We start from the raw sequence: 26621 nt of genomic DNA, 5'->3' as shown, positions 1-26621 counted from the left end.
GCGCCGCATCTCCCCGGTTGCCGGCAGGGTGGGCAGCGCGGCCATCGTCCACAGCCTCTTAACGTTCCATGAAATCGATCACCAAATCCGCCAAGCTTGCCAATGTGCTTTACGACATCCGCGGCCCGATCATGGACGCCGCCAAGCAGATGGAGGAAGAGGGCCAAAAGCTCATCAAGCTCAATATCGGCAACCTGGCCGTGTTCGGCTTCGATGCGCCCGAGGAAGTCCAGCAGGACATGATCCGCAACCTGCCCGCCTCGGCCGGCTATTCGGACAGCAAGGGCATTTTTGCGGCACGCAAGGCCGTGATGCACGAAACCCAGAAGCAGGGCATCAAGGGCGTCACGCTGGACGACATCTACCTGGGCAACGGCGCGAGCGAGCTGATTTCCATGGCCACCAACGCCCTGCTCGACGACGGCGACGAACTGCTGCTGCCGGCGCCCGACTACCCGCTGTGGACCGCTTCCACCAGCCTGTCGGGCGGCACGCCGGTGCATTACCGCTGCGATGAAAACAATGGCTGGATGCCCAACCTCGACGACATCCGCGCCCGGATCACGCCCAGGACCAAGGCCATCGCGGTCATCAACCCCAACAACCCGACGGGCGCGCTGTATTCCGACGAGCTGCTCAAAGGCATCATCGACATCGCGCGCGAGCACGGCCTGGTCATCCTCGCCGACGAGGTCTATGACAAGGTGCTGTACGACGACGTCAAGCACACGGCCATCGCCAGCCTGTCCACCGACGTGCTCACGCTGACCTTCAATTCTCTCTCCAAGAGCTACCGCTCCTGTGGCTACCGCGCCGGCTGGATGGTGGTGTCCGGCCCCAAGAAGCAGGCACAGGACTACATCGAGGGCCTGAACATGCTGGCCAACATGAAGCTGTGCTCCAACGTGCCGGGCCAGTGGGCCATACAGACCGCGCTGGGCGGCTACCAGAGCATCAACGACCTGACCTGCGAGGGCGGCCGCCTGCGCCGCCAGCGCGACATGGCCTACGACCTCATCACCGCCATCCCCGGCGTCACCTGTGTCAAGCCCAGCGCGGCGCTCTACATGTTCCCGCGCCTGGATCCCAAGGTCTACCCGATCAAGGACGATCGCCAGTTTTTCCTGGAACTCCTCAAGGAGACCAAGGTGATGCTGGTACAGGGCACTGGCTTCAACTGGCCCGACCCGGACCATTTCCGCATCGTTTTCCTGCCGCATGAGGAAGACCTGCGCGAAGCCATCGGCCGCATCGCGAAGTTCCTCGAGAACTACCGCAACAACCGAACTTGACCCTGTATCGGCCCCCTTCAGCTCCCTCCGCCCCTTGAGGCGGCAGGCCTCCAGATCACACTAAAGCAAGACTTCAGCAACTATGAAACCGACGAATTTGAGCCCCATCCGCGTAGGCCTCCTGGGCATAGGCACCGTGGGCAGCGGCACCTACAACGTATTGCAGCGCAACCAGGAAGAAATCCGCCGCCGCGCCGGCCGCGGCATTGAGATCACCATGGTCGCCGACCTCGATGTGGCGCGCGCCAAGGCCGCCGTCGGCCCGGGCGTGCAGGTCGTGGACGACGCGCGCAAAGTCGTGGCCAGCCCCGACGTCGACATCGTGATCGAGCTCATTGGCGGCTATGGCATCGCCAAGCAACTGGTGCTGGAAGCCATCGAGGCCGGCAAGCACGTGGTCACCGCCAATAAAGCGCTGCTGGCCGTGCACGGCACCGAGATTTTCGCGGCAGCCCACCGCAAGGGCGTGATGGTGGCCTTCGAGGCGGCTGTCGCCGGCGGCATTCCCATCATCAAGGCGCTGCGCGAAGGCCTGACGGCCAACAGCATCCAGTGGATCGCCGGCATCATCAACGGCACCACCAACTTCATCCTGTCCGAGATGCGCGACAAGGGCCTGGATTTCGACGTCGTGCTGAAAGAAGCGCAGCGCCTGGGCTACGCCGAAGCCGACCCCACCTTCGACATCGAGGGCGTGGACGCCGGCCACAAGGTCACCCTGATGTCGGCCATCGCTTTCGGCATCCCGGTGCAGTTCGACAAGGCTTATGTCGAGGGCATCACCGGCCTGGCCGCGCAGGACATCCGCTACGCCGAGCAGCTCGGCTACCGCATCAAGCTGCTGGGCATCACCAAGCGCGCTGCCAACGGCATCGAGCTGCGCGTGCACCCCAGCCTGGTGCCGGCCAAGCGCCTGATCGCCAATGTGGAAGGCGCGATGAACGCCGTGGTGGTGCAGGGCGATGCCGTCGGCACTACGCTGTACTACGGCAAGGGCGCGGGCAGCGAGCCTACCGCCAGCGCCGTGATCGCCGACCTCGTCGACATCGCGCGCCTGCACACGGCCGACCCTGAGCACCGCGTGCCACACCTGGCCTTCCAGCCCGACGCGATGAGCGACCTGCCGGTCGTTCCGATGTCCGACGTCGTCACCAGCTACTACCTGCGGCTCAAGGTCGCCGACGAAGCCGGCGTGCTGGCCAAGGTCACCGGCATCCTCGCCGGCGCGGGCATCAGCATCGATGCCGTGCTGCAGCGCGAAGCCGATGAAGTCGGCGGCGAGGGCTCCACCCACACCGACCTCATCATCCTCACGCATGAGTGCGTGGAAGCCAAGATGAACGGCGCCCTGGCCCAAATGCAGGCCCTGCCCACGGTGCTGGCCCCCATCACGCGCATCCGCAAGGAGGAGCTGGCCTGATGCTGTACATCTCCACGCGCGGCCATGCCGACCGCAAGCGCTTCTGCGAAATCCTGCTCGAGGGTTTGGCGCCTGACGGCGGCCTCTACCTGCCCGAGCAATATCCGCAAGTGGATGCCGTGACGCTGCAGAAGTGGCGCGGCCTGTCTTACGCTGAACTGGCCTTCGAGGTTCTTTCACTGTACGTCGACGACATCCCCGCCGCCGACCTCAAAGCGATCTGCGATAAGACCTATACCGAAGCAGTGTTCGGCACCAAGGCCATCGTTCCGCTGAAAAAACTCGAAGACGGCCTCTACCTCGAAGCCCTGTCCAACGGCCCCACGCTGGCCTTCAAGGACATGGCCATGCAGCTGCTGGGCAACCTGTTCGAATACGAGTTGGCGCGCCGCGGCGAAGAGCTCAACATCCTGGGCGCCACCAGCGGCGACACCGGCAGCGCGGCCGAATACGCCATGCGCGGCAAGAAGGGCGTGCGCGTCTTCATGACCTCGCCCAAGGGCCGCATGAGCCCCTTCCAGCAGGCCCAGATGTTCAGCCTGCAGGACGAAAACATCCACAACATCGCGGTCGAAGGTGTGTTCGACGACTGCCAGGACATCGTCAAGGCCGTGTCCAACGACCTGCCTTTCAAGCGCCAGTACAAGATCGGCACCGTCAACTCCATCAACTGGGCGCGCCTGATGGCGCAAGTGGTGTACTACTTCGCCGGCTACTTCCAGGCCACAAGCAACAACACTGAAAAAGTCGACTTCACCGTGCCTTCGGGCAATTTCGGCAACGTCTGCGCCGGTCACGTCGCCCGCATGATGGGCCTGCCGATCGGCAAGCTGGTGGTGGCCACCAACGAGAACGACGTGCTCGACGAGTTTTTTCGCACCGGCGTTTACCGCGTGCGCGGTAGCGCCGACACGCATGAAACCTCCAGTCCCTCCATGGACATTTCCAAGGCCTCGAACTTCGAGCGTTTTGTGTTCGACCTGCTGGGCCGCGACGGCACCAAGACCAAGGCCTTGTTCCATGACCAGCTCGGCAGCCAGGGCCGGTTTGACCTGAGCGCCGAAACGGCTTTCAAGTCGGCCGCGCAGCGCTACGGTTTTGTGAGCGGCAAGAGCACCCATGCCGACAGACTCGCGACGATTCGCGACACCCACAAGCGCTTCGGCACCACGATTGACACCCACACCGCCGATGGCGTGAAGGTGGCGCGCGAGCAGCTCCAGCCCGGCGTGCCCATGCTCGTGCTGGAAACCGCGCTGCCCATCAAGTTCGCGGCCACGATTGAAGAGGCGCTGGGCCACGCGCCCGCGCGGCCCGCGAAGTTCGAGGGCATCGAAGACCTGCCCAAGCGCGTCAAGGTGCTGCCCGCCGATGCGGCCGTCATCAAGCGCTACATTGCCGACCATGTGCATTGACGCGGGCTGCGGCCCCGCCTGGAAGGCCCGGCCATGAACGTCGTCGGTTTCGCCGGTTACTCCGGCTCGGGCAAGACCACGCTGGTGGAAAAGCTGATTCCCGCGCTCAAGGCCAGGGGCCTGCGCGTGTCGGTGGTCAAGCATGCGCACCACAAGTTCGACATCGACCACCCCGGCAAAGACACCTTCCGCCACCGCGTGGCCGGCGCCTTCGAGGTGGTGGTGGCTTCGCAGAACCGCCTGGCGCTGATGCGCGAGTTTGAAAAGCCGTCCGAGATGACGGTGCACCAGCTGATCGCCGAGCTTTACGGCGGTGTCGACTGGGTGCTGGTGGAAGGCTTCAAGAGCAGCGACCTGCTCAAGATCGAAGTCTGGCGTGGTCCTTCGGCCGATTACCCAGGCAAGCCCGCCCGCTACATGGACGACGACTTCATCGTTGCCATCGCCACCGACACTCCCGACCAGTTGCCCGAAGCAACCTTGCGTCCGGTGCTGGATTTGAACGACGCCGACGCCGTGGCCGACTACCTGATGAACAATCAGGAGCGCTTTGCTTATTCCTTCGAAGACCGTTTCGGCTAGGCCTGGGTGAGGCAGTGAAGGCCAGCCCTGACGCCAGCCCAGTTCCGTTCATGCCTTTGTTCCGGACACCCCGACCATGAGTTCTGTTCCCACCGCACCCACCGCCCACGCACCCCTGAAGCCTCTGGACCAGGCGCTGGCCGAGTTGCTGGCCCGCGCGGCAAGCTTGCCCGGTGTCGAAACCGTTTCCACCTTTGACGCCGACGGCCGCGTGCTGGCCCAGGACCTGGTCTCCAGCCTCGACGTGCCGGCCCATGACAACAGCTCCATGGACGGCTACGCACTGCGCGCGGCCGACTGGGCCGAGGGCGCTGTGCTGCCGGTCGGCCAGCGCATTCCGGCCGGCAGCAGCGGCCATGCCCTGGCACCGGCCTCGGCGGCGCGCATCTTCACCGGCGCGCCCATCCCGCCCGGCGCCGATGCGGTGGTGATGCAGGAAGACTGCGAAGCCGTGAGTGAGGGCGTGCGCATCAAAGCCAGGCCGCAGCCCGGCCAATGGATCCGCCGCCGCGGCGAGGACGTGGCCGCCGGCGCCGTGGTTCTGCGCCGCGGTGAACGCCTGACGCCGGCCTCGCTGGGCTTGGCCGCCAGCATCGGTTTTGACAAGCTGCAGGTCGCGCCCCGGGTGCGCGTGGCCTTGTTCTCCACGGGCGACGAACTCGTCATGCCCGGCGAGGTCGCACCGGCCGACATGAAGCCCGGCGCCATCTACAACTCCAATCGTTTCTTCTTGCGCGCCTTGCTGCTGCGCCTGGGCTGCAGCGTGACCGACCTCGGCATCGTGCCCGACCGCCTGGACGCCACCGTCGCCGCGCTCAAGGGCGCCAGCGAGCAGCACGACCTGATCCTCACCAGCGGCGGCGTCTCGGTCGGCGAGGAAGACCACATCAAGCCCGCCGTGCAGGCGCTGGGCGAACTCGCCCTCTGGCAGATCGCCATGAAGCCGGGCAAGCCTTTCGCTTGCGGCAAGGTCGGCGGCGCGCACTTCATCGGCCTGCCGGGCAACCCGGTGTCCAGCTTTGTGACCTTCCTGGTGCTGGTGCGGCCCTTTTTGCTCAGGCTGCAGGGCGCGTCCGAGGTGGCTCCCGCTTCCATCGCGCTGCCGGCCCATTTCGACTGGCCCAAGGCCGACAAGCGCCGCGAATTTTTGCGCGCCAGGCGCAATGCCGCCGGCGGGCTCGACCTGTTCAGCAACCAGAGCTCGGGTGTGCTGACCTCGGCCGTCTGGGGCGACGGCGTCATCGACAACCCGGCCGGCCAGGTGATTGCCCATGGCGACACGGTGCAGTTCATCCCGTTTTCGGCATTGATGGCGTAAGGCGCCGCATAAAGGCCTTCCCATGAAAGTCACGATCAAATACTTTGCCTCCATCCGCGAAGCCATAGGGCAGGGCAGCGAGGTGCGCGACACCGCCGCCACCACGCTGGCTGCCCTGCGCGATGAACTGCTCGCGGCTACGCCCGCGCATGCCGCCAGCCTGGCGCGCGGCCGGTCGGTGCGCATGGCGCTCAACCAGGTCATGAGCGACGAAGCAGCACTGCTCAGCGATGGCTGCGAAGTCGCTTTCTTCCCGCCCGTGACCGGCGGCTGACCCGCCCGGCTCAAGCCACCAGCGCATCCAGCCGCTGAAGGCGTTCGGCCAATTCGGTAGAAGCCCGTGTCATCGGGCTGCGCAGCTCGTTGCGAAGCAGGCCGCGCTCCGCCATCAACGCCTTGAGCGGCCCCGGATTGGGCTCGGCAAACAGGCCGGCTATCAAGGGCTGCAGTGGCGCCCACAAGGCCTCGGCCCCGGCCAGGTCACCCGCCCGGATGCGCCGCAGCACTTCCACAAAACGTTCCGTGTGCAGATGGGCTGCCGCCGCAATCGCACCCCGGCCGCCCTGTGCCACGGTGCTGAAAATATTCACGTCTTCGCCCGCCAGCACCTGCAGCCGCCCATCGGCGATCAGGGCCTTTGTCTTGGCCGGGTCACCGCCGCAGTCCTTGAGGGCCAGGATGCGCGGGTGGTTGGCCAGCGCCAGCAAGGTTTCAAGTTCCAGGCGGCTGCCGGTGCGATAGGGGATGTCATAGAGGATGACCGGCACGGCGCTCACGTCGGCCAGGGCAGTGAACCATTCAATCAGGCCCGCCTGGGAGGGCCGGATATAGCTGGGCGCGGGCAGCAGGATGCCGACCAGGCCCAGCGCGCCCAGCGCCTCGATGCGTGCCGCCGTCTTGCCCAGGTGGTAGCCCGACAGGCCCATGACCAGTGGCAGGCCGTCGGCTTGTTCCATCACGGTGCGCAGCGTCTGCAACTGCTCGTCCTCGTCCAGGGCGGCGGCTTCGCCGGTGGAGCCGCAGACCACCAGCCCGGCGATGCCCTTGGCGCGGTAATGCGCCACCAGGCGTTTCAAGGCCGCATGATCGACCTTGCCCTGGTCAAAGGGGGTGACGAGCGGGATCCAGAGACCCGAGAAATCGGTGGCGGCCTGATCGGTTTGATCGGCATTGAACGCTGTTTGCATGAAGACACATCCCAAAAAACTGACCGGCTTGAAAGGCCGTCATCAGAACAAGAGAAGGGTGTCCGCAAAAGGCTTGGAAAGTAACCGGCGGTTCCATCGCTCATTCGACGACGGAACCGCAGCCCCGGTCAAATGAGCAACGGTTTTTTCGATTTGCTGGCGCACACCCCAAGGCCGCGGGCGCTGTCGTGCGTCCGGTCGGCGAGGGGGCAGGTGTGGCCATTCATGCGGCAAATCTTACCGTAGGCACTGCGTTCCGGGGGCGCGAGTGGCAAAATTGCCACTATGGCTTCACCCCGTGTCCTGATCACCACCGATGACTTCAACCTCGCCGAGGAGGTGGCTGCACTGCGCGCCACCGACAAGCGGGTGGGTGCCGTCTGCACCTTCACCGGCACCGTTCGTGACCGTAACGACGGCCTGAGCGTCAGCAGCATGGAGCTGGAGCACTACCCCGGTATGACCGAAAAAGCCATCGAAGCCATGGTGGACGAGGCAATGGTGCGCTTTGACATCTTCGGCGCCCGTGTGGTCCACCGCGTTGGCCTGTTGCAGCCGCTGGACCAAGTCGTCCTGGTGGCCGTGACCTCCGCGCACCGCGGTGAAAGCTTCAAGGCCTGCGAGTTCCTGATGGACTACCTCAAGACCCAGGCGCCGTTCTGGAAAAAAGAGCAGACGCCTGAAGGTGCGCGCTGGGTTGATGCGCGCGTGACCGACGACGCGGCGCTGGCCAAGTGGGGCATTGTGGCCCCCAATGCCTGAACACAGGCCCTAGTTCAGGTAGCGGGGCTTTTCCACGGTCTTCGAGGCCGGCGACCGGCGGTGACTTGAGCCACTGGGATTTTTTGAGGCACTTGTTCAGGAGCTGCAGCAATCCCTGGGTGAGCCGGGCGCTGATGGCGATTCGCACATTGCGTCCCGGTTCGGGCAGCTTTTCGATAAAAGCCAGTTCCAGTTTGCCCGATTTCAGCAAAGACATTTTGACTTCCGTCACCAGCAACGGCTCAGTCCCTAGCGGTAGCGCGGCGCCTTCGGCCTGGTAGGGTGTCCTGAAATCGCTTGCCTGGGCCAGAGCTTCTTTGTTGAAGCTTTCCACCATGCGCCGGCGATGCAGGTCCTGCGGCGTTGCGATGTCGCTGTCTTGGGTTTCCCGGGTCAGCTGGTCGGCGGCGGTTTTCGTCAGAATCGGCATCAGGGAGAGCGTCATGCGACGGGTCAACCACAGGCGCAATTCCTCGCTTTCATGGCTGCTGATGCGCACCAGCAGCCTGTCCTGCTCCTGGTGGTAGGTCACCGAGACCTGGTGGATGTTCATGGGGCGATTTTAGGGGCGCCGGGAAAATGCTTGAAAACCAGCACCAGCCCCCCAGATACTGTGCAACATCCATCCGGATGGGCCTGAACCAGGCCTGCCGGAATCCACGGAGCCCTCTTCATGCGACAAGACAAACTGACCACCAAATTCCAGGAAGCCCTGAGCGACGCGCAGTCCCTTGCGCTGGGCAATGACAACGGCTATATCGAGCCGGTCCACCTGCTGGCCGCCATGCTGCGCCAGGACGACGGCCCCCGCGCGCTGCTGGAAAGAGCCGGCGTCAACGTCGGCGGCCTCATGCAGGCGGCCGACGTCGCCGTCAAGAAGCTGCCCCAGGTCCAAGGCCAGGACCAGCTCCAGGTCGGCCCCGACCTCGCCAAGCTGCTGCAGGCCACCGAAAAAGAAGCCATCAAACGCAACGACCAGTTCATCGCCGGCGAACTCTTTCTGCTGGCCGTGGCCGACAGCAAAGGCGACGTCGGCCGCCTGGCCAAGGAAAACGGCCTGACCCGCAAGGCGCTCGAAGCCGCGATAGACGCGGTGCGCGGCGGCCAGGGCGTGAACAGCGCCGACGCCGAAGGCCAGCGCGAAGCCCTCAAGAAATACTGCATGGACCTGACCGAGCGCGCCCGCCTGGGCAAGCTCGACCCAGTCATAGGCCGCGACGACGAAATCCGCCGCGCCATCCAGGTGCTGCAGCGCCGCACCAAGAACAACCCCGTGCTGATCGGCGAGCCCGGCGTCGGCAAGACCGCCATCGTCGAAGGCCTGGCCCAGCGCATCGTGGCCGGCGAGGTGCCGGACTCCCTCAAGGGCAAACGCGTGCTCTCGCTCGACATGGCCGCGCTGCTGGCGGGCGCCAAGTTCCGCGGCGAGTTTGAAGAGCGCCTGAAAACCGTGCTCAACGAGCTGGCCAAGGACGAGGGCCAGACCATTGTTTTCATCGACGAGCTGCACACCATGGTGGGCGCCGGCAAGGCTGAAGGCGCGATGGACGCGGGCAACATGCTCAAGCCCGCACTGGCGCGCGGCGAGCTGCACTGCGTGGGCGCCACCACGCTCGACGAATACCGCAAGTACATCGAAAAAGACGCCGCGCTGGAGCGCCGCTTCCAGAAAATCCTGGTCGGCGAGCCCACGGTGGAGGCCACCATCGCCATCCTGCGCGGCCTGCAGGAAAAGTATGAAGCGCACCACGGCGTGCAGATCACCGACCCGGCCATCGTGGCCGCGGCCGAGCTGAGCCACCGCTACATCACCGACCGTTTCCTGCCCGACAAGGCCATCGACCTGATCGACGAGGCCGCGGCCAAGATCAAGATCGAGATGGACTCCAAGCCCGAGGTCATGGACAAGCTCGACCGCCGCCTGATCCAGCTACAGATCGAGCGCGAAGCCGTGCGCCGCGAAAAAGACGAAGCCTCGCAAAAACGCTTCGAGCTGATCGAAGAAGAAATCGCCAAGCTGCAAAAAGAGATCTCCGACCTCGACGAAATCTGGCAGGCCGAAAAAGCGCAAGCCCTGGGCTCCAAGGACGTCATGGAGGAGATCGACCGCATCCGCTTCCAGATCGAGGAGTTCACCCGCAAGGGCGACTTCAACAAGGTCGCCGAACTGCAATACGGCAAGCTGCCCGAACTCGAAAAGCGCCTGAAGGAAGCGCAGGACATCGAAGCCAGCAAGGGCAAGTCCAACGCGCCCACACTGCTGCGCACCCAGGTCGGCGCCGAAGAGATCGCCGAGGTCGTGGCGCGCGCCACCGGCATCCCTGTCAGCAAGCTCATGCAGGGCGAGCGTGACAAGCTGCTGCAGATGGAGGGCAAGTTGCATGAGCGCGTGGTCGGCCAGGAGGAAGCCATCAGCGCGGTGGCCAACGCGATACGCCGTTCACGCTCCGGCCTGAGCGACCCGAACCGCCCGACCGGCTCCTTCCTGTTCCTGGGCCCCACCGGCGTGGGCAAGACCGAGCTGTGCAAGGCGCTGGCCGGCTTCCTGTTCGACAGCGAAGACCACCTGATACGCGTCGACATGAGCGAGTTCATGGAAAAGCATTCGGTGGCCCGCCTGATAGGCGCGCCTCCGGGCTATGTGGGCTATGAGGAGGGCGGCTACCTGACCGAAGCCGTGCGCCGCAAGCCCTACAGCGTGCTGCTGCTCGACGAGGTCGAAAAAGCCCATCCCGACGTGTTCAATGTGCTGCTGCAGGTGCTGGACGACGGCCGCCTGACGGACGGGCAGGGCCGCACGGTGGACTTCAAGAACACCGTGATTGTCATGACCAGCAACATTGGTTCGCCCATCATCCAGTCCATGGTCGGCAAGCCCACCGAAGAGATCAAGGACGCGGTGACGGACGAACTCAAAAACTATTTCCGGCCCGAGTTCCTGAACCGGATCGACGAGACCGTGGTGTTCCACGCCCTGGATGCGAAGAATATCGAGTCCATCGCGCGGATACAGCTCAAGGTGCTGGTCGCCCGGCTGCAGAAGATGGACCTTGCGCTGGACGTGTCGGAAGCGGCGATCGCCGAGCTCGCCAAGGTCGGCTTCGACCCGGTCTTCGGCGCCAGGCCGCTCAAGCGGGCCATCCAGCAGCGGATCGAAAATCCGCTGAGCAAGCTGCTGCTGGAAGGGCGTTTCCCGCCCAAGAGCACGATACCGGTGGACGTGGATCCCATCCGCGACCCGGGCGTGTTCCGGTTCGAATCGACGGTTCACTAGGGGCCCGTTGACGGCCCCAGGCCACCAGTTTCATGGTGAGCCTCACAGCCCGCTCCGGCTTGCGCCGGGGCGGGTTTTTTTATGACCGCGCCGCGGAGGAAATGCTGGAATCGTCCTACATCTCCACCGGCCCGCCTGGCCTACGATGGGCTTCTGCCCCATCGGAACCGACATGCCCAACCGCCTTGCCCGCGTCGCGCTGCGCACCGCCTGCCTGGCGGCAAGCCTGGCTGTCGGCTCGCAGGCCGCGGCACAAGATCCGGGAAGCAAAGAGGCAGGCGCGCCGCGCACCCTGGCCCCGGTGACCGTCAGCGCCAAGGCCAACCGCGATCCGGTCGAGAAGTCCTACCGCAAAATGATCCGGGGCATGGAACTCTTCGAGCGCGAAAAAAACCTCGCACCAAATGCCCCGCTGCGCTTCAAGCTGCTGCCGCGGCGGCGCGAGACCGACATGAACTCGATTGACATGGAGGTCATAGGCAGCAGCGTCGCCTTTCCGGTGACCATTGCGCCCGACCACACCTTCAGCCTGCCGCGCGACCCAAAGGCTTTCTCGGAAGATGCGCAGGTCATCCCCAACCGCAAGGCGCAAAGCATGACCTGGCGCACCGAGATCCGCACGCCGGGCCTGCCGCCCAATACCCGCCGCCTGGGCGACCTGCGGCTGGAGTGTCGGGTAGGCATGGAGGCCGGCCTGGTTTCGCGCGGCGGCGGCGTTGTTGACCGGATTGCCGGCGCCGTGTTCGACACGCCGGCTTACTGCGACAAGCCGGCTCCGCTCTACCTGTTCTTTTCGGAGCGCCCGCTGTTCAGCGTCACGCTGGTCGCCGGCGAGCGCCGCGAAATCCTGCCCCTGGCCATGCTTTACGCCGCCGCGAGCGACGACCCCAAACTCGACAGGGACCTGCCCGACTGCGACTGCGAGGTGCTGGTGGACCGCACCTACTTCCTGCCCCTGGGCGACCGCAGCTGGCCCAACGACACCCTGGTTGAGTTTGACTACATGGAGGGCGGATGATGCTGGCGTGCAGGCTCATTTTGTGTGCCGGCCTGGTGCTGGCGGGCTGCGCCGGCCCGGGCGGGGTGGAGGAAACCCGGCCGCCTTTTCGTGATGCCAACCTGTCGATGCAGGGTGCGCAGGGGATGGTGATCCCCGGAACCAGCACCAAAGCCGACGTGGCCGCCGCGCTGGGCCCCGCCACGGTGGTCAGGTTCGACAGCGGCTACGAGGTCTGGGCTTACCGGGAGAAGCCGCCCAAAAGCGAAACACCGGGCGCCGAGTTTGTGATCCTGTTTACGCCGTCCGGCATCGTGCAGAAAACCCGGATACGGCCCCGCTACGAGGCGGTTCCTGCTTCCTAGTCGCCCAGGCCGACAAAAATGTTCTGCACGTCGTCGTTCGCATCGATGGCGGCCAGGAAGGCCTCGACTTCCTCAAGCTCGCCGGCGCTCAGGGTGGACGGACTGACGGGATTCTTGGCCTTGTAGCCGAGCTTGGCCGACAGCACGGTAAAACCCTGCGCGGGCAGGGCGCGGCTGACGATGTCCAGGTCGGCGTGGTCGGTCAGGAACATGGTTGTGCCTTCTTCGTGGCCCGGCTCGAAGTCCTGGGCGCCGGCTTCAATCGCGGCCAGTTCGGGGTCGGCGCCGGCAGCCAGGGGTTCGGCTTCAATCATGCCCACGTGGTCGAAGTCCCAGGAGACCGAGCCCGAAGTGCCCAGGTGCCCCTTGCGGAACAGCACACGGATTTCGGAGGCCGTGCGGTTCAGGTTGTCTGTCAGGCATTCGACCATCAGGGGAACGCGGTGCGGCGCGAAGCCCTCGTAGATTACATGCTCGAAATGCACCGCGTCGCCCGTGAGGCCAGCGCCCTTTTTGATGGCGCGCTCCAGGGTGTCCTTGGGCATGGAGACCTTGCGGGCCTGCTCCACCACCAGCCGCAGCCGTGCGTTCGAGGCCGGGTCCGCGCCGTTGCGCGCCGCGACCATGATTTCCTTGGCCAGTTTGCCGAATACCCGGCCCCTGGCATTCGCGGCCAGTTCCTTGCCTTTTGCTTTCCACTGCGCGCCCATGTCCGTTCTTCCTTGCTGTTGCCGCGCCAAGCGCCTGGCTGTGTATTGGGGGTCCTGCGGCACGGCGCGAAGCGCGCGCTGCGGGATCGGGGTCTCTGGTTATACACCCATACGGTGCGGCCGCAACGGTAGGACGGCGCCGACGCGAACATCAGCGCCTTCCCGCTACAGCAGGAGTGGAGCGGCGCTAATTTTGGACACCTGTCAACACGAAAGGAGCCGACATGCCAAGAGGTGACAAATCCTCCTACTCCGACAAGCAAAAGCGCAAAGCCGAGCACATCGAGGAAGGCTATGAGGACCGCGGCGTCGGCAAGGAAGAAGCCGAGCGGCGCGCCTGGGCCACGGTGAACAAGGAAACTGGCGGCGGCAAAAAGTCCGGCTCGGGCCGCGGCAAGGCGGAGAACCACGCGCCTTCACGCAAGGGTGGGCGCCTGGGCGGCGCGGCGGCGGCTTCGCGCACCGCGGCCGAGCGTTCGGCGTCTGCCAAAAAGGCCGCGGCCACCCGCAAGCGCAACGCTTCGAAGTAAGCCTTACTTGACCGGGATCACGGTGCCGGCCGGCACCGGAACGGCCGTGACGCTGTTTTGCGGCGAGCCTTCTATGACCCGGTCCGAGTAGGTCAGGTAGACCAGCGTGTTGCGTTTGGTGTCTATCATGCGCACCACCCGCAGTCTCTTGAAGACCAGCGAAATACGCTCGCTGAACATTTCTTCCTGCTTGTCCATAGGCTTGGCGCCAAAGCTGATGACGCCGGTCTGCCGGCAGGCGATGGAGGCTTCGGCCTTGTCCTCGGCCAGGCCGAAAGCGCCCTTGATGCCGCCGGTCTTGGCGCGCGACACATAGCAGGTCACACCTGCGACCTTGGGATCGTCGTAGGCATCGACCACGATCTTGTGGTCTGGGCCTATGAACTTGAACACGGTGTCGACGGCGCCGATTTCCTCCCCGCCGGCACCGCCGCAGGCGGAGATGAGCAGGAGCAGGCTGAGCGCGCCGAACGCGGGGCGCAGAAGGTGTCGGGTGGTCATGGAATATCCCTCTTGGTATGTGTTGGATGCCGTGGGCTCTCGCGGCCCGGGTTTCTAATGTACAAAACCCACGCGCCGCGCGAGCCGCCTCGGTGCAAGAAGGGCAAGCAAATGTCAGCTCAGGGCTTCAAAAGCTCAAAAAAACCGCTCGCCAGGCGCTCGCCGTTGACCATGATGTCTACCTCATGCCGGCCGGCATGGTGCACACGCGTCGTGAAGTCGCGCACCACCTGGCTGCGTGACAGCCGCACGCTTTCGCCCGCGCCCAGATTCAGTTCCTTGAGCTTGAAGACCTTGGCCGAGCTGCTGCCGCCTTTTTTGACGTAGTGGATGGTGTAGTCCACCACCAGGCGCTGGCTCTGGCGCGAGGTGGACTGCAGCGTGAACGACAGCTCCAGCCGTTCACCCAGGCTGAGTTTTTTCGGGCTGACGGTAAAGCCGCTGATGCTGGCCGCCGCCTTTTTGCCGGCGCCTATCACGCCCAGCGCCTGCCTGTCGCCCTGTTTGATCAGGGTGCGCAGCGCGTGGCGCGCGATCCACGCGGTGTGCGGGTTGTCCAGCGGCCAGCTTTTGAGGCGCTTGAGCACCCACTCGGGATGCAGCTTTGTGATGTCGTTGAGGTGGTTGGCCACCGACTTGCGCACGTAGAGGCTGCTGTCGGCCTTGAGCGCTTCCAGGATGGGCGCGGCAAGTTCCGGGTCGGCCATCAGCGCATCCAGCCTGAAAGACCAGGGCAGGCGAGGGCGGCTGCCTTCGCTGGCCAGGCGCCGCACGTGTTCGCTCTCGTCCGTGGCCCAGGTTTTCATCACGGCCAGCGTGCGCGCCGGGTCCTGGCGGATGAACTCGCGGATGGCGTATTCAGAGCTGCCGAAGGCGGTGAAAAACTTCAGCGCCTCCATGGACGTGTCAAAGTCGTCGCGTCCATAAAGGCCCACATAGTCCGGCAGCACCAGGGTGACAAACCCGCTGTTGATGCGCGGCGCCAGCTTGCGCAGGATGGCGATGGCTTTTTTGTAGTCCGTGGGCAGCGTGGCGTGCAGGCATTCGCTGGTACGCCGCAGCCGCTGCATCAGCGAGAGCTCGTCCAGCCCGGGCAGCGCCAGCGCGAGAAACTTCTTGCCGTCAAAACGCGGATAGACCGCAGCGGTTTCCGCCGCGATGTGGCGATAGCGCGCGGGATCGAAGATGTTTTTGAGGGCGGGAGCGGCGGTGTCGGACATGGCGCCCGATTCTGCCACCGCAGGGTTTTTCAGGCTTCCAGAGCGGCGCGCGGGTCAAACGCCTTGAAGGCCTCGGCCATGTCCTCGTAAGCCTTTTTGGCCGCCTTGCTGCCGGCGGGCGGCAGCGCCAGTTGCAGCACAAAGTAGAAGTCGCCCGCCGGCTTGCCCGGCAGGCCCCGGCCCTTGAGCCTGAGCTTGTTCCCCGGTGATGAGCTCGGCGGGATGGTGAGCTCGACCCGGCCCGTCGGCGTGGCCGCCTCGACCTGCGCGCCCAGGGCGGCCTCCCAGGGGGCCACGGGCAGGTTCATGTAGACGTCGCGGCCGTCGACGCGATAGAGCTTGTGCGGCAGGAATTCCACGTCCAGGTAGAGGTCGCCAGCGCCGCCCTTGCCGGCCCCCGGCGCACCCTGTCCGGCCAGGCGGATGTGCTGGCCGGCGCGTATGCCCTTGGGAATGGTGAATTCGATGCTGCGGGGCTGGCCGCGCCTGCCCGGCTCGCTGAGCTGCAGCGTGCGCGTGGCGCCCTGGTACGAGTCCTCGATGGCGATCTGTATCTTCGCGTGCTGGTCCTCGCCGGCCATGTCGAAACCGCCGCGGGCACGGCCCATGCCGCCCCCCATGTCGGCGCCCATGCTGCGAAAGATGGCGTCAAAGAAATCGCTGTGATCGAAGCCCCCGGCCTCGCCAAAGAACGCTTGGCCGTCGGCTTCCTCACGCGCCTGCCACCCCGGCGGCGGCCGGAATTCCTGGCCGGCCTGCCAGTTCGCGCCCAGCCTGTCGTAAGCCGCGCGCTTTTCAGGGTCGCGCAGCACCTCATAGGCTTCGGAAATCTCCTTGAAGCGCGCCTCGGCGTTCTTTTCCTTGCTGACGTCGGGGTGGTATTTACGTGCCAGCTTGCGGTGGGCTTTTTTGATCTCGTCGGGTGTGGCGTCGCGCGCCACGCCCATGGCCTTGTAGTAGTCCTTGTATTCCATGAAAAACCTTCCTCGGGGATGGTTGGCCCGGCGGCTCCGGCCGCCAGGTCAGTTGCACCAGGCTTGTAAATGGGGGCGACCGCCTCAGGGTCAACCCGCAGCGCCGCTGGAGTTGCGCCTCTACCGGGCGGTTGTGGCGGTCCCTATCATCCAGCGATGACCTCCAGCCCATCCCTCTCCCCTGAAAGTGCCGGCCTGCGCACCCTGTTTGACGCCCAGCACCAGGTCAGTCGCGCGCAGGTCGAAGTGCCGCTGGCGCTGCGCCGCGACCGCCTGTTGCGCATACGCGCCTTGCTGGACGAACACGGCGCCGAACTGGCGCAGGCCGTCAACGCCGACTTCGGGGTGCGCTCGCCGCAACTCACCGAAATCGCCGACATCTTTGTGCTGCGCTCGCTGCTGTCCAGCACGCTCAGGCATTTGCCGAAGTGGATGAAATCCGTCAAGGTGCGCACACCGCTGTATTTGCAGCCTTCGCGCGCCTTCCTGCAGCGCCAGCCGCTGGGCGTGGTGGGCGTGGTCTCACCCTGGAACTACCCGGTGCAACTCTCGCTGGGTCCCGTCATCACCGCCCTGGCCGCGGGCAACCGCGTGATGCTCAAGCCCAGCGAACTCACGCCGCGCACCTCGGCCCTGCTGGCCACGCTGATTGAACAGTCCTTTGCGCCCAACGAGCTGTGTGTGGTGCAGGGCGACGGCCAACTGGCCGCCGAATTCGCCGGCCTGCCGTTTGACCACCTGTTCTTCACCGGCTCCACCGCCGTGGGCCGCAAGGTGGCTGAAGCCGCCGCCGCCAACCTCACGCCGACCACGCTGGAGCTGGGCGGCAAGTCGCCCTGCATCATCGATGCCTCCTGCGACATCGACAAGGCCGCCATCAAGATCGCGCACGGCAAGCTGCTCAACGCCGGCCAGACCTGCATCGCGCCCGATTACGTGCTCTTGCCGCAGGGCAGCGAAACGGCTTTTGGTGAGGCTTTTGCCCGCGCCGTGGCAACGCTGTTTCCCACCATCACCGGCAACCCCGACTACGCGGCCATCATCAGCCCGCGCCACCTGGAGCGGCTGCAGGCGCTGCTGGCGCAGGCCGAAGGCGAGGGTGCGCGGCTGCAGACTGTTCAGCCCGTGCACCCCGGTATGGCCGGCGTGGGCGCGGCATCCCGGCAGATGGCGCCGGTGCTGGCCTTTGATGTCCCCGCCACCTCGAAGCTGCTCAGCGAGGAAATCTTCGGCCCCATCCTGCCGGTGATTCCTTATGCGTCGATCGACGAAGCGATCCGCTACGTCAACGCCAGGCCGCGGCCGCTGGCGCTCTACTGGTTCGGCACCGACACCGGTTCGCGCGACCATGTGCTGGCACGCACCGTGAGCGGCGGCGTCACCGTGAACGACACGCTGATGCACATCGCCCACGAAAACCTGCCCTTCGGCGGCGTCGGCGAAAGCGGCTGGGGCGCCTACCACGGTGAGACCGGTTTCCTGCGGCTCACGCAGCAAAAGCCGGTGATGGTTCAGTCCAAATGGGCGCGCGGGGATTTGTTCTATCCGCCTTATGGGAAGCGCTTCGAGCAGGTCATGGGATTGCTCAAGCGATTGCTTTGAGCTTTGCCTAAGGCGCGGCCCCAAACACCTGCGTCCAGTAAATTCCCAGGCTGCTCTGGGTGTTCACCACAAAGGCCGCGCCCATCTCCCTGAAAGCGGGCGACATGATGTTGGCGCAATGGCCGGGGCTGTTGATCCAGCCGCGCACGGCCGCGTCGGCATCCACCTGGCCGGCGGCGATGTTCTCGCCGATGGCGCGCCAGCGGTAACCGGCACGCGTAGCCCGGCTGTCCACCGTGCTGCCGTCGCGGCCGGTGTGGCTGAAGTAGTCGTAACGCGCCATGTCGGCGGCATGGGCGCTGGCCAGGCCGTACAGCGCGGGGTTGAGCCGCAGCGGCGGCGCCGCCGCGAAAGCCTGGTTGCCGCAGCGCTGCGGCCGGGAACGCGCCTCGTTGACCAGCGCCAGCACCCGCGCCTGCACCTGGTCGGCCTGCGCCGCGGCGGGCGGCGCAAAGGGCTCGGCCAACACCACCCAGGTTTGTGCGCCGCGCTGGTAAAAGCCGGCCTCCAGAAACTCGCTGCGCATGGCCGCGCCGCATGAGCTGCCCAGCGCCTTTTGCGTCAGGGCCGCGGCCCCGGTGGCGCCCCGCACCGTGATCTGCACGGTGCGCTGGGCGCGGTAGCCGCTGGCTTTGAGCGCGTCATCGAGCTTGCGGCCGCCCGCGACCAGCGCTGCGGCGCGCGACAGCGCGGCATCTTCACGCAGCGGGGCAGCCGGGCGGGCGCCTTTTCCGCAGCCCTGCTGGCGCAGCGCATTGAGCGCGCGCAGCAGCGGGGCATGGTCTTGTGCCGCCGGCTGCGCCTGCGCCAGGCTGGCGGCGGCCAGCAGGATCGCCAGCGCCGCACGCGCGCACGCGCCCCGTGCTTTTGTCGCCATGCTGGAAGTTCGCATGGCTGCATGATAGCCAGCGGTACGACCGGACCGGCGCGGGGGCCGAGGCAGGGCCGGTAAGATATTTTTTTGAAAAGATATGAACCCTTTCGACGCCGGCAGGCCTCTTTGTCAGCATCCACCACCAACAAGGAGTTCCTGATGTTTTTCCTGCAACGCAATCTTCCCGCCTGGGAACGGGCTTTTCGCCTGGGCAGCGCGCTGCTGCTGGCCTGCGCCGGCCTGCTATGGCTACCGGCCGGCTGGCCCGTGGCCTTGGCGCTGGGCAGCGCGCTGGTCATGGGGCTGACGGGCATGATCGGGTTCTGCCCGGCCTGCGCGCTCGTCGGTCGCAAGCCTGTGGCCAAAGGCAAGCCGTGAAGGCCAGTCCCCAACTGGTCGACGCCGCCCGCGGCGGAGACGCCCAGGCCATCGCCCAACTGCTCACACAGTGCCAGCCGGACCTCAAGCGTTTCGCGCGCCGGACCTGTTCTTCCGCCGAGGATGCCGAAGACGCGGTGCAGGCCGCGCTGTGGCAGCTCTACCGCAAGATAGGCGCGCTGCGAACCGCCGCGACTTTCGCCGTCTGGCTGTTTCGCATCGTCGAGCGCGAATGCTTTCGCCTGTTCCGCGGCCGCGGTGCCGCCCAGGCCCAGGAGGGCGCCGACGTGGAAGCCGTCGCCGCGCCGGCGCTGCCGCTGGACCTGCGGTTGGACTTGAGCCGCGCCATCGCCGCCTTGCCCGAGGCCTATCGCGAGGTGCTGATCCTGCGCGACGTCGATGAACTCACGGCACCCGAGGTGGCCCAGCATTTGGGCCTGGGCGTGGACGCGGTCAAGAGCCGGCTGCACCGGGCGCGCGCCATGGTGCGGGAGCGCCTGATGGCCAGCGGCTACTGGCACAAGGATGGCGGCATCGACGGCCTGCCCTGAGCGCCGGCTACCGGTCGTCCTCGCAACCCCCACCGGCGGTCGAAAGCAGGGGTCCGCTGCCTTGGCACCCCCTTAGAATGGCCCCCAAAATAACCTGGAGGGGTGAGCCATGCCTTTTGTCGGATTGGGACTTCATTTTTTTGTGGCGGTGTTCTTCGCCGTCCACGCCCTGCGCAGCGGCCAGCAGCTGTACTGGCTGATCATCCTGTTCTCTTTCCCCCTGCTGGGCAGCATCGTCTATTTTGTGGCGATCTACCTGCCGGACTCGCGGCTGGAGCGCGGCGCACGCAAGGTGGTGGCCGCCGCCGCGAAGACGCTCAATCCGACGCGGGAACTCAAGGAGGCGCATGCCGCCTTCGACTACACGCCGACCGCCCAGAACCAGATGCGCCTGGCCGCCGCGCTGCTGGAGGCCGGCCAGCCCCTGGAAGCCGCCCAGACCTACGACGCCTGCCTCAAGGGGCCGTTCGCGTCCGACCTGGAGATCAGGCTGGGCGCGTCGCGCGCCTATTTCGCCTGCGAGCGCTATGCCGAGGCCGTCACCCACCTGGAATTCATCCGCAAAACCGACCCCGCCTTTCGGGCGGAGCAAATCTCGCTGCTGCTGGCCCAGGCCTACGCGGGCGCCGGCAGGGCCAGCGATGCCAGGGCAGAGTTCGAGTCCGCCGTGGAGCGTTTCGGCAGCTTTGAAAGCCGCGCCGAATACGCCATCTGGGCCGCGACAAGCGGCGACACCGCTACCAGCGCGCGCCTGCAGGTCGAACTGCAGCGCTCCATGGAGCGCTGGAACAGGCACACCCGCGAGCTCAACAAGCCTTTGCTGCGGCGCTTGAATGCCGCGTTTGAGGGCCGCTGACAGCGGCAACCCCCGGCGCCATTGCTGACCTCCATCGCATGCGCCTGGGCCGCCCCTCATTGAAAGCCCGCCTGCTGCTGATGCTGGTGGCCGTTCCCTTGATCACCTGGTTCGCGGTCAAGCCCGTGCGGGTGGTTGCGCCGGGGCTGATGGGCATGCACTGCCTGAACGCGTCGGTCTGCGTCGACGACGCCTCCCGGCTGGTGCAGGCCGCCGGCCTCTACGCCGAAGGCATGGCTTTTGTGCCGGAGCTGCTGGGCCCCTTCAAAGGCAAACCCCGCGTGATCTTTTGCGCGACACAGGCTTGTGCCGATTCGTTTGGCCTGGGTGCGCGCGCGGCGGTCACCCTGGGTACCTGGGGCACGGTGATAGGCCCGCGCGCCTGGGAGTCTTATTTTGTGCGCCATGAATTGATTCACTATGCGCAGGCCGAGCGCTTAGGCACCTTGCGCCTGCTGTTCAAGCCGCAGTGGTTCGTGGAAGGCATGGCCTATGCGCTGAGCCAGGACCCGCGGGAGCCGCTGACCGAACCGTTTGAAAGCCAGCGCAGGCGTTTCCAGGCCTGGTATGGCGCGGTTGGCAAGCAGGCGCTGTGGCAGGCAGCCCGGGATCTCTAGGGGCGGGGCTTATTTCTGGAAATGGCTGGGCGGCTGCCCCATGGCCGCCTTGAACATCGCGGTGAAGGCGCTGTCGCTGGCATAACCGCTGGCCGCCGCCACGGCGCTGACCGATTGCCCGCGCGTGAGCAAGGGCAGGGCATGGGCCAGGATGGCCTGCTGGCGCCACTGCTGGTAGCTCAGTCCCAGCTCATCGCGGAACAACCTGGCCACGGTGCGTTCGCTGGCGCCGATGTCCGCGGCCCATTCGGCCAGTGTGGCCCGCTGCGACGGCGCGCGCAGCACGGCTTCGCACAGGGCACGCAGCCGCTTGTCGCCGGTTTGCGGATGCGGCATGGGCACGCCCAGCGCCTGGATGTCGGCATGCGTGAGCTCGTCCAGCACCAGGCCGCTCAGCAATTGCTCGCGCGAAGGGGCCAAGGGATGCCCCGGTGACGCGGCGTCGAGTGCGCTGATGGATTCGCGCAGCAGCGGCGACACCACCAGCACGCGGCAGCCGCTCCATCCTTTGGGTGTGGCGCTGGCGTCGATGTAGAGGGTGCGGAACTCGGCTGCCTCCAGCACGGTGATGTGGTGCTGCGCGCCGGGCGCGATCCACACGGCGCGCGAGGGCGGCACGATGTAGGTGATTTCGCCGCCGGCGCCGTCGCTTTCGGCCGTGACCTGCACGACGCCGGTGGCGCAATAGGCCAGTTGCGCCCAGTCGTGGGAATGCGGTTCGAAGTGGGTGTCGGCCGGCATGGAGCGGGCGCGCACGCGCACCGGCCGCTTCGGGCTGGGGGTGAAGCTATCGGTATCACCCACCGGCATGAGGCGAAGGCCGGGGCTACGTGCATGGTCAATGACCACCCGGGTGGTTTTGTCTGAAATTCGATGAATCATGGCTATTTGTCGCATTTCAGCAGGCGAGGCCAATACTACGATAGCGCCATGAATACTTCAAGCACCGCGACCGCCGGCAACGCGATTTCCCTCAAACAGGACGCCAGCGTGATCGGCCTGGTCGGCACGGCCCACCTGATCAGCCATTTCAGCCAGCTGCTGCTGGCACCGCTGTTTCCCTGGCTCAAGGAAGCCTTCAACGTCAGCTACGCCGAGCTCGGCTTCCTGATGACGATTTTTTTCGTCGTTTCGTGCGCGGTGCAGGCGCTCTCGGGTTTTGTGGTCGACCGTTTCGGCCCGCGACCCATCCTGTTCGGCGGCCTGACCCTGCTGGGCCTGGCGGCTTTCGGTTATTCCATCAGCACCAGCTACTGGATGATGGCCGGCTTTGCCGTGATGGCCGGCATCGGCAACGGTGTCTTCCACCCGGTCGACTACACGCTGCTCAACCGCAAGGTCAGTGCGCCGCGCCTGGGCCATGCCTACAGCGTGCACGGCATCACCGGCAGCCTGGGCTGGGCGCTGGCCCCGGCCATGCTGGTGCCGCTGACCTTCGCATTTTCCTGGCGCGTGGCGTTGGCCTGCGCGGGTGTGCTGGCCTTTGTCGTGCTGACGGTGCTGGTCTTCAATCGCGACAAGCTCACGCTGGCTGTGACGGCCCCGGCCAAGGGCGCGCCGGCGGCCGACAGCTCGCTGGGTTTCCTGAAGATCCCCGCGGTCTGGATGTGTTTTGCGTTTTTCTTCTGGTACGCCATCGTGCTCAGCGTGGTGCAGGCTTTCGCGCCTGAAGCCGCGCGCCACCTGCATGAGGTGCCGCTGCCGCTGGTCGCCATGTGCCTGACGATTTACATGGTGTGCAGTGCCGGCGGCATGGTGTTCGGCGGCTTTCTCGCGTCGGACCCGGCGCGCTGCGAGCGCATCGTGGGCATAGGCTTTGGCGTGGCGGCCGTGTTCGCGCTGCTGCTGGCCCTGGGCAGCTACCCGGCATGGGTGGTGCCCGTGCTGTTCGGCGTCATGGGTTTTGCCTCGGGTATTGCCGGGCCTTCGCGCGACCTGCTGGTCAAGCGCTCGACGCCCGAAAACGCCTCGGGCCGGGTCTACGGCGTGGTGTATGCGGGCCTGGACATAGGCCAGGCCGTGTCGCCGCTGGTTTTCGGCGCGATGATGGACCACGGCCAGTACCGCGGCGTACTGCTGGGCCTGGCGCTGATGCAGGCCGTGCTGATCGCCAGCGCCTTCAATGTGCGCCGCGTGCGCCGCACGGCGCTGCCGGCCGCGGGGCAGATGCCGACGGCCGTTTAGAAAACCCAGGGGCAGGCCGCGGGCTGTGTGCGCGGCAGCAACGGTTTTCGGGTGGACTTGCGCGCTACGATGGCTTGAACAGGGGGCCAAGCCTATACTGATTTGCATGAGCCACACCCGGTATGCGACGGCCTTTTTAGCTCGTGCCCTGCTGGGTGCCGCATGCCTGCTGCCCATGCTGGCCGGCGCGCAGATCGCGCCGCTGAAGTACGAACTGAGCGGCGACGTCGGCGGCGCCGTCTACGGCACGCAAAGCGTGATCCGCAGCAAGGGCAACGAGACCCGTTTGCTGCCCTACGGTTTTTTTGACTACGGCCGCCTCGCCGTGCGTGTGGACACCCTGAGCCTGAAGACCGTGAAATTCGGCTACGGCTACCTGGAGTTGGCGGGCCGTGTCAGCCAGGACGGCTGGCGCGCCGACACCGCCGCGCTGTCGGGCCTGAAGGACCGCAAGACACCGATCCCGCTGGGCATAGGCACCTTCCAGGAAACGCCTTACGGCGCCCTGTTCCTGAACGCCTTTGTCGACACCAACAAGTCGCACGGCACATTGCTGGAAGCCACCTACGCGGCGGAGTTCAAGCTCGGAAGCTGGTCCTTCTTTCCGCAGGTGGGGCTGGAATACAGCAACGCCAAATACAACAACTACCTCTACGGCGTCAGCGCGGCGGAGTCCGCAGCCAGCGGCTTCTCGGTGTACAACGCGGGCGCTTCGACGTCCCCTGTGCTGGGGTTGGGGGTGGATGTGCCGCTGGGTGAGCCGTGGACGCTGACCATGCAGCTGCGCCGCAAGTGGCTGGATTCGTCTGTGCGCAATAGCCCGCTGCTGAGCCGGCGCACGCAGGACACTGGTTATATCGCGGTGTCCTATCGTTTCCGCTAGACACTAGCGAAAAGGCCGGCTCAGGAAGCGTGAGCCTTCCAGCCCGAAGCGCCAGGGCTGGTCCATGGCCTTGGAAATACCGATGCGCGGGCCGCTGACGATGCGCGGGCGCCCGGTCGCAGGCAGCAGTTCAAAAGGCGGCAAGGTGACGCCGAGGCCGTTGTGCTCACGCGTGATCCCCAGCGCCTGGCCCACACGCCCGGGCCCTGCGCACAGCAGGCGCGCATCGTCCAGCCCTCGCCGTAGGCGCATCTGGTCCAGCCCGGCAAGCGGCTCGATGGCGCGTATCAGCACCCCGGCGCCATGGCCTTCCTCGCGGCAGACGATGTTCAGGCACCAGTGGATTCCGTAGGAACGGTAAACATAAGCATGGGCAGGCGGGCCGAACATGACCGCGTTGCGCGGCGTCGGGCCGGAAAAGCTGTGCGAGGCCGGGTCTTCGCGGTCGTAGGCCTCGGTCTCGACGATGCGCCCGCCCACCCCTTCGACCAGCAGGACGGCGCCTATCAGCCGGCGCGCAACGGTGGGCGAGGGAGCCAGAAAATCAAGGGTCATGTCGTCAGCTTGTCAGATCGCAGCGTTTCAGTGCCCCACCGTATCACAAGGGCAAAGGGCGCGGCGTAGCATGGCCCAAAACCCATGGAGCTGGCGCTATGACCCTGAGCCGAACTTCTCGCTTGCTGGCCTTGGCGGCGGCGCTGGCGTGGGCGCCGTTCGCACTGGCGGATGAGGCCCTGTGGACGTTGCTCAAGGGCGGCGGCCAGGTGGTGCTGGTCCGGCATGCCTTGACGACGCCCGGTGTGGGCGACCCCGACGGCATGAAGCTCGACGATTGCGGCACACAGCGCAACTTGAGCGATGAAGGCCGCGCACATGCGCGGCAACTGGGCGAAGCCTTCCGCCAGCGCGGCGTTGCCGTCGGGCGGCTGCTGTCCAGCCCGTGGTGCCGGTCCATCGAGACGGCGAAGCTAGCCTTCGGGACGACGCCGGAATTGACGCCGGCCCTGGGCAACCTCTTTGGCCGCAGAGCGGAGGCTGAGCGGCAACTGGCCGGCCTCAGGCCGCTGGCCGGACAGAAACCGGCAAACGGCAATACGGTGATGGTGTCGCACGGCTCGACCATTGCCGCCCTGACCGGCATATCGCCGGACACAGGCGAGATGGTGGTGCTCACGCCGCAGGGCGGCGGCCGCTTCAAGGTGGCGGGCCGGATGACGGCCCACACACCCTGAGCTGCGCACCCCTCATACCGCGCTTCGGTGCCTTGCGATGCAGGTGTCCAGCACCTCGCCGCTATCGCGCTGCCACCAGTTGCCGGCTGAAAAAATCTCCACCTCGCTGTAGCCGGCGAAGCCCTGGGCTTCCACCCAGCCGCGAATTTTCGGGATGTCGATGACGCCGTCGCCCATCATGCCGCGGTCGTTGAGCAGGTCCGTCGTCGGGGTCAGCCAGTCGCAGACGTGAAAGGCCAGCAGCCGCTCCATGCCGGCGCGCCGGATCTGGGCTTCCAGCTTGGGATCCCACCAGACGTGGTAGACGTCCACGGCGACGCCAAGTGCGCCTGTCTTTGAAGGGTCGAGCGCATCGCAGACGTCCAGCGCATGTTCGAGGGTGTTGATGCAGGCGCGGTCGGCCGCGTACATGGGATGCAGCGGTTCAATCGCCAGCGGCATCTTGCTGGCCCTGGCGTACTCCAGCAATGCGGCGATGCCGTCATGCACCTGGCTGCGCGACAGCGCGATGTCCTTGTGCGCCGCCTTGCCGGCCAGCGCGCCGGGCAGTCCGCCCACCACCAGTACCAGGCAGGCGGCGTTCAGTTCGCAGGCCTCGTCGACGGCGCGGCGGTTGTCGTCATGGGCCGCTTTGAGGCCGGCTGCATCGGCCGCGGGAAACATGCCGCCCCGGCAGTAACCCGAGAGTTCAAGCCCGTGGGTTTTGACGAGTTTGGAGATCGCCGGCAGGCCGGCTGCGGCCACCTGGTCGCGCCAGGGCGAGACCGCGCGTATGCCGCGCGCCGCGCAGGCTTCGAGGATCTTCGTCAGCGGCTGCTCGACGCCCCGGCTTTTGCGCACGGTCGCGGTGTTGATGGAGAGCCAGCGGTGGTCTTGGGAAAAGTTTCTCATGGGTAG

At 65.9% G+C, this 26621-nt stretch carries 28 protein-coding genes; 19 read left to right on the top strand and 9 right to left on the bottom strand.

All coding sequences use genetic code 11. The features are described 5' to 3' along the window. Window positions 1–68: 68 nt before the first annotated feature. The 6 genes from AC1D1Y_RS09160 (at window position 69) to AC1D1Y_RS09135 (ending at window position 6301) form a co-directional block, all read left to right on the top strand. Window positions 69–1292, top strand: a complete 1224-nt coding sequence (locus tag AC1D1Y_RS09160) for a pyridoxal phosphate-dependent aminotransferase (protein ID WP_477682063.1) — start codon at window positions 69–71, stop codon at window positions 1290–1292. A gap of 97 nt (window positions 1293–1389) precedes the next feature. After that, window positions 1390–2712, top strand: a complete 1323-nt coding sequence (locus AC1D1Y_RS09155; RefSeq protein ID WP_411883264.1) for a homoserine dehydrogenase — start codon at window positions 1390–1392, stop codon at window positions 2710–2712. Beyond that, a complete protein-coding gene (gene thrC, locus AC1D1Y_RS09150; protein ID WP_477682062.1) occupies window positions 2712–4127 on the top strand; it encodes a threonine synthase in 1416 nt (471 codons plus the stop codon). The genes AC1D1Y_RS09155 and thrC overlap by 1 nt, the downstream gene beginning before the upstream one ends. Window positions 4128–4160: 33 nt before the next feature. Then, window positions 4161–4709, top strand: a complete 549-nt coding sequence (gene mobB, locus AC1D1Y_RS09145; RefSeq protein WP_477682061.1) for a molybdopterin-guanine dinucleotide biosynthesis protein B — start codon at window positions 4161–4163, stop codon at window positions 4707–4709. A 76-nt stretch (window positions 4710–4785) separates the two neighbouring features. Next, complete coding sequence (locus AC1D1Y_RS09140) at window positions 4786–6027, top strand: molybdopterin molybdotransferase MoeA (RefSeq protein WP_477682060.1); 1242 nt, start codon at window positions 4786–4788, stop codon at window positions 6025–6027. 22 nt (window positions 6028–6049) lie between these two features. Next, complete coding sequence (locus tag AC1D1Y_RS09135; RefSeq protein ID WP_477682059.1) at window positions 6050–6301, top strand: MoaD/ThiS family protein; 252 nt, start codon at window positions 6050–6052, stop codon at window positions 6299–6301. A 10-nt stretch (window positions 6302–6311) separates the two neighbouring features. Here AC1D1Y_RS09135 and dapA read toward each other — a convergent pair whose 3' ends face one another. Further along, entirely contained in the window at window positions 6312–7214 is a 903-nt protein-coding gene (dapA, locus tag AC1D1Y_RS09130) for a 4-hydroxy-tetrahydrodipicolinate synthase (RefSeq protein ID WP_477682058.1), read from the bottom strand. A 285-nt stretch (window positions 7215–7499) separates the two neighbouring features. Between dapA and AC1D1Y_RS09125 the strand changes: the two genes are divergently transcribed. From AC1D1Y_RS09125 to AC1D1Y_RS09110, 4 genes are all read left to right on the top strand, one after another. Then, window positions 7500–7976, top strand: a complete 477-nt coding sequence (locus tag AC1D1Y_RS09125; RefSeq protein ID WP_477682057.1) for a molybdenum cofactor biosynthesis protein MoaE — start codon at window positions 7500–7502, stop codon at window positions 7974–7976. A 673-nt stretch (window positions 7977–8649) separates the two neighbouring features. After that, on the top strand, window positions 8650–11250 hold the full coding sequence (gene clpB / locus AC1D1Y_RS09120; RefSeq protein ID WP_477682056.1) for an ATP-dependent chaperone ClpB: 2601 nt from the start codon (window positions 8650–8652) through the stop codon (window positions 11248–11250). A gap of 172 nt (window positions 11251–11422) precedes the next feature. Next, window positions 11423–12268 carry a hypothetical protein gene (locus tag AC1D1Y_RS09115; protein ID WP_477682055.1) on the top strand — a complete coding sequence of 282 codons (846 nt, stop codon included), beginning with the start codon at window positions 11423–11425 and terminating at the stop codon, window positions 12266–12268. Next, a complete protein-coding gene (locus AC1D1Y_RS09110; RefSeq protein ID WP_477682054.1) occupies window positions 12265–12612 on the top strand; it encodes a hypothetical protein in 348 nt (115 codons plus the stop codon). Before AC1D1Y_RS09115 ends, AC1D1Y_RS09110 begins: the two co-directional genes overlap by 4 nt. On the opposite strand, the gene AC1D1Y_RS09105 is transcribed toward AC1D1Y_RS09110, so the two are convergent. After that, entirely contained in the window at window positions 12609–13322 is a 714-nt protein-coding gene (locus AC1D1Y_RS09105) for a YebC/PmpR family DNA-binding transcriptional regulator (RefSeq protein WP_477682053.1), read from the bottom strand. The two genes, AC1D1Y_RS09110 and AC1D1Y_RS09105, sit on opposite strands and share 4 nt — an antisense overlap. Window positions 13323–13546: 224 nt before the next feature. On the opposite strand from AC1D1Y_RS09105, the gene AC1D1Y_RS09100 reads away from it, so the two are divergent. Further along, window positions 13547–13852 carry a plasmid stabilization protein gene (locus AC1D1Y_RS09100; protein WP_477654687.1) on the top strand — a complete coding sequence of 102 codons (306 nt, stop codon included), beginning with the start codon at window positions 13547–13549 and terminating at the stop codon, window positions 13850–13852. 3 nt (window positions 13853–13855) lie between these two features. On the opposite strand, the gene AC1D1Y_RS09095 is transcribed toward AC1D1Y_RS09100, so the two are convergent. The 3 genes from AC1D1Y_RS09095 to AC1D1Y_RS09085 form a co-directional block, all read right to left on the bottom strand. After that, on the bottom strand, window positions 13856–14353 hold the full coding sequence (locus tag AC1D1Y_RS09095) for a CreA family protein (protein WP_477675293.1): 498 nt from the start codon (window positions 14351–14353) through the stop codon (window positions 13856–13858). Window positions 14354–14472: 119 nt separating this feature from the next. Continuing rightward, complete coding sequence (locus AC1D1Y_RS09090; RefSeq protein ID WP_477682052.1) at window positions 14473–15573, bottom strand: DNA alkylation repair protein; 1101 nt, start codon at window positions 15571–15573, stop codon at window positions 14473–14475. Window positions 15574–15602: 29 nt separating this feature from the next. Beyond that, window positions 15603–16547: a DnaJ C-terminal domain-containing protein gene (locus tag AC1D1Y_RS09085; RefSeq protein ID WP_477682051.1), complete on the bottom strand. Its 945-nt coding sequence runs from the start codon at window positions 16545–16547 to the stop codon at window positions 15603–15605. A 156-nt stretch (window positions 16548–16703) separates the two neighbouring features. On the opposite strand from AC1D1Y_RS09085, the gene AC1D1Y_RS09080 reads away from it, so the two are divergent. Beyond that, window positions 16704–18149: a coniferyl aldehyde dehydrogenase gene (locus AC1D1Y_RS09080; protein WP_477682050.1), complete on the top strand. Its 1446-nt coding sequence runs from the start codon at window positions 16704–16706 to the stop codon at window positions 18147–18149. A gap of 7 nt (window positions 18150–18156) precedes the next feature. Here AC1D1Y_RS09080 and AC1D1Y_RS09075 read toward each other — a convergent pair whose 3' ends face one another. Next, on the bottom strand, window positions 18157–19041 hold the full coding sequence (locus AC1D1Y_RS09075; RefSeq protein WP_477675289.1) for a CAP domain-containing protein: 885 nt from the start codon (window positions 19039–19041) through the stop codon (window positions 18157–18159). Window positions 19042–19182: 141 nt separating this feature from the next. On the opposite strand from AC1D1Y_RS09075, the gene AC1D1Y_RS09070 reads away from it, so the two are divergent. The 4 genes from AC1D1Y_RS09070 (at window position 19183) to AC1D1Y_RS09055 (ending at window position 21425) form a co-directional block, all read left to right on the top strand. Next, window positions 19183–19401: a YgaP-like transmembrane domain gene (locus AC1D1Y_RS09070; protein ID WP_477675288.1), complete on the top strand. Its 219-nt coding sequence runs from the start codon at window positions 19183–19185 to the stop codon at window positions 19399–19401. After that, window positions 19398–19952: an RNA polymerase sigma factor gene (locus AC1D1Y_RS09065; protein ID WP_477682049.1), complete on the top strand. Its 555-nt coding sequence runs from the start codon at window positions 19398–19400 to the stop codon at window positions 19950–19952. The genes AC1D1Y_RS09070 and AC1D1Y_RS09065 overlap by 4 nt, the downstream gene beginning before the upstream one ends. 109 nt (window positions 19953–20061) lie before the next feature. After that, the gene (locus AC1D1Y_RS09060; RefSeq protein WP_477682048.1) at window positions 20062–20808 is read left to right on the top strand and encodes a hypothetical protein; all 747 of its coding nucleotides are present in this window, start codon (window positions 20062–20064) and stop codon (window positions 20806–20808) included. Between the two features lie 38 nt (window positions 20809–20846). Continuing rightward, complete coding sequence (locus tag AC1D1Y_RS09055; protein WP_477682047.1) at window positions 20847–21425, top strand: hypothetical protein; 579 nt, start codon at window positions 20847–20849, stop codon at window positions 21423–21425. 9 nt (window positions 21426–21434) lie between these two features. On the opposite strand, the gene AC1D1Y_RS09050 is transcribed toward AC1D1Y_RS09055, so the two are convergent. Further along, a complete protein-coding gene (locus tag AC1D1Y_RS09050; RefSeq protein ID WP_477682046.1) occupies window positions 21435–22307 on the bottom strand; it encodes an AraC family transcriptional regulator in 873 nt (290 codons plus the stop codon). Between the two features lie 48 nt (window positions 22308–22355). Between AC1D1Y_RS09050 and AC1D1Y_RS09045 the strand changes: the two genes are divergently transcribed. After that, window positions 22356–23609 (top strand): MFS transporter, encoded by a 1254-nt coding sequence (locus AC1D1Y_RS09045; protein ID WP_477682045.1) that lies wholly within the window; start codon window positions 22356–22358, stop codon window positions 23607–23609. Window positions 23610–23715: 106 nt separating this feature from the next. Beyond that, window positions 23716–24492: a MipA/OmpV family protein gene (locus AC1D1Y_RS09040; protein WP_477682044.1), complete on the top strand. Its 777-nt coding sequence runs from the start codon at window positions 23716–23718 to the stop codon at window positions 24490–24492. A gap of 3 nt (window positions 24493–24495) precedes the next feature. On the opposite strand, the gene AC1D1Y_RS09035 is transcribed toward AC1D1Y_RS09040, so the two are convergent. Next, window positions 24496–25047: a DNA-3-methyladenine glycosylase gene (locus AC1D1Y_RS09035; protein WP_477682043.1), complete on the bottom strand. Its 552-nt coding sequence runs from the start codon at window positions 25045–25047 to the stop codon at window positions 24496–24498. 98 nt (window positions 25048–25145) lie between these two features. Here AC1D1Y_RS09035 and AC1D1Y_RS09030 point away from each other — a divergent pair, with 98 nt between their 5' ends. Beyond that, on the top strand, window positions 25146–25724 hold the full coding sequence (locus tag AC1D1Y_RS09030) for a histidine phosphatase family protein (protein ID WP_477682042.1): 579 nt from the start codon (window positions 25146–25148) through the stop codon (window positions 25722–25724). A gap of 12 nt (window positions 25725–25736) precedes the next feature. Here the strand turns inward: AC1D1Y_RS09030 and AC1D1Y_RS09025 are convergent, their stop codons facing one another. Beyond that, the gene (locus AC1D1Y_RS09025) at window positions 25737–26615 is read right to left on the bottom strand and encodes a sugar phosphate isomerase/epimerase family protein (RefSeq protein WP_477682041.1); all 879 of its coding nucleotides are present in this window, start codon (window positions 26613–26615) and stop codon (window positions 25737–25739) included. Between the last annotated feature and the right edge of the window lie 6 nt (window positions 26616–26621).

It is taken from the genome of Polaromonas sp. P1_G1 (genome assembly GCF_056405595.1).
This window is presented reverse-complemented; position numbering and strand designations above follow the sequence as displayed.

Excerpts from the sequence above, each read along its gene's own strand:
- AC1D1Y_RS09060 (WP_477682048.1), top strand. The coding sequence starts at position 20,062 with ATGCCTTTTGTCGGATTGGGACTTCATTTTTTTGTGGCGGTGTTCTTC.
- AC1D1Y_RS09105 (WP_477682053.1), bottom strand. The coding sequence starts at position 13,322 with ATGGGCGCGCAGTGGAAAGCAAAAGGCAAGGAACTGGCCGCGAATGCC.
- AC1D1Y_RS09040 (WP_477682044.1), top strand. The coding sequence starts at position 23,716 with ATGAGCCACACCCGGTATGCGACGGCCTTTTTAGCTCGTGCCCTGCTG.
- AC1D1Y_RS09110 (WP_477682054.1), top strand. The coding sequence starts at position 12,265 with ATGATGCTGGCGTGCAGGCTCATTTTGTGTGCCGGCCTGGTGCTGGCG.
- AC1D1Y_RS09140 (WP_477682060.1), top strand. The coding sequence starts at position 4,786 with ATGAGTTCTGTTCCCACCGCACCCACCGCCCACGCACCCCTGAAGCCT.
- mobB (WP_477682061.1), top strand. The coding sequence starts at position 4,161 with ATGAACGTCGTCGGTTTCGCCGGTTACTCCGGCTCGGGCAAGACCACG.
- AC1D1Y_RS09035 (WP_477682043.1), bottom strand. The coding sequence starts at position 25,047 with ATGACCCTTGATTTTCTGGCTCCCTCGCCCACCGTTGCGCGCCGGCTG.
- AC1D1Y_RS09080 (WP_477682050.1), top strand. The coding sequence starts at position 16,704 with ATGACCTCCAGCCCATCCCTCTCCCCTGAAAGTGCCGGCCTGCGCACC.
- AC1D1Y_RS09055 (WP_477682047.1), top strand. The coding sequence starts at position 20,847 with ATGCGCCTGGGCCGCCCCTCATTGAAAGCCCGCCTGCTGCTGATGCTG.
- AC1D1Y_RS09045 (WP_477682045.1), top strand. The coding sequence starts at position 22,356 with ATGAATACTTCAAGCACCGCGACCGCCGGCAACGCGATTTCCCTCAAA.
- thrC (WP_477682062.1), top strand. The coding sequence starts at position 2,712 with ATGCTGTACATCTCCACGCGCGGCCATGCCGACCGCAAGCGCTTCTGC.
- AC1D1Y_RS09160 (WP_477682063.1), top strand. The coding sequence starts at position 69 with ATGAAATCGATCACCAAATCCGCCAAGCTTGCCAATGTGCTTTACGAC.
- AC1D1Y_RS09135 (WP_477682059.1), top strand. The coding sequence starts at position 6,050 with ATGAAAGTCACGATCAAATACTTTGCCTCCATCCGCGAAGCCATAGGG.
- AC1D1Y_RS09100 (WP_477654687.1), top strand. The coding sequence starts at position 13,547 with ATGCCAAGAGGTGACAAATCCTCCTACTCCGACAAGCAAAAGCGCAAA.
- dapA (WP_477682058.1), bottom strand. The coding sequence starts at position 7,214 with ATGCAAACAGCGTTCAATGCCGATCAAACCGATCAGGCCGCCACCGAT.
- AC1D1Y_RS09050 (WP_477682046.1), bottom strand. The coding sequence starts at position 22,307 with ATGATTCATCGAATTTCAGACAAAACCACCCGGGTGGTCATTGACCAT.
- AC1D1Y_RS09030 (WP_477682042.1), top strand. The coding sequence starts at position 25,146 with ATGACCCTGAGCCGAACTTCTCGCTTGCTGGCCTTGGCGGCGGCGCTG.
- AC1D1Y_RS09090 (WP_477682052.1), bottom strand. The coding sequence starts at position 15,573 with ATGTCCGACACCGCCGCTCCCGCCCTCAAAAACATCTTCGATCCCGCG.
- AC1D1Y_RS09115 (WP_477682055.1), top strand. The coding sequence starts at position 11,423 with ATGCCCAACCGCCTTGCCCGCGTCGCGCTGCGCACCGCCTGCCTGGCG.
- clpB (WP_477682056.1), top strand. The coding sequence starts at position 8,650 with ATGCGACAAGACAAACTGACCACCAAATTCCAGGAAGCCCTGAGCGAC.
- AC1D1Y_RS09125 (WP_477682057.1), top strand. The coding sequence starts at position 7,500 with ATGGCTTCACCCCGTGTCCTGATCACCACCGATGACTTCAACCTCGCC.
- AC1D1Y_RS09085 (WP_477682051.1), bottom strand. The coding sequence starts at position 16,547 with ATGGAATACAAGGACTACTACAAGGCCATGGGCGTGGCGCGCGACGCC.
- AC1D1Y_RS09025 (WP_477682041.1), bottom strand. The coding sequence starts at position 26,615 with ATGAGAAACTTTTCCCAAGACCACCGCTGGCTCTCCATCAACACCGCG.
- AC1D1Y_RS09070 (WP_477675288.1), top strand. The coding sequence starts at position 19,183 with ATGTTTTTCCTGCAACGCAATCTTCCCGCCTGGGAACGGGCTTTTCGC.
- AC1D1Y_RS09075 (WP_477675289.1), bottom strand. The coding sequence starts at position 19,041 with ATGCGAACTTCCAGCATGGCGACAAAAGCACGGGGCGCGTGCGCGCGT.
- AC1D1Y_RS09095 (WP_477675293.1), bottom strand. The coding sequence starts at position 14,353 with ATGACCACCCGACACCTTCTGCGCCCCGCGTTCGGCGCGCTCAGCCTG.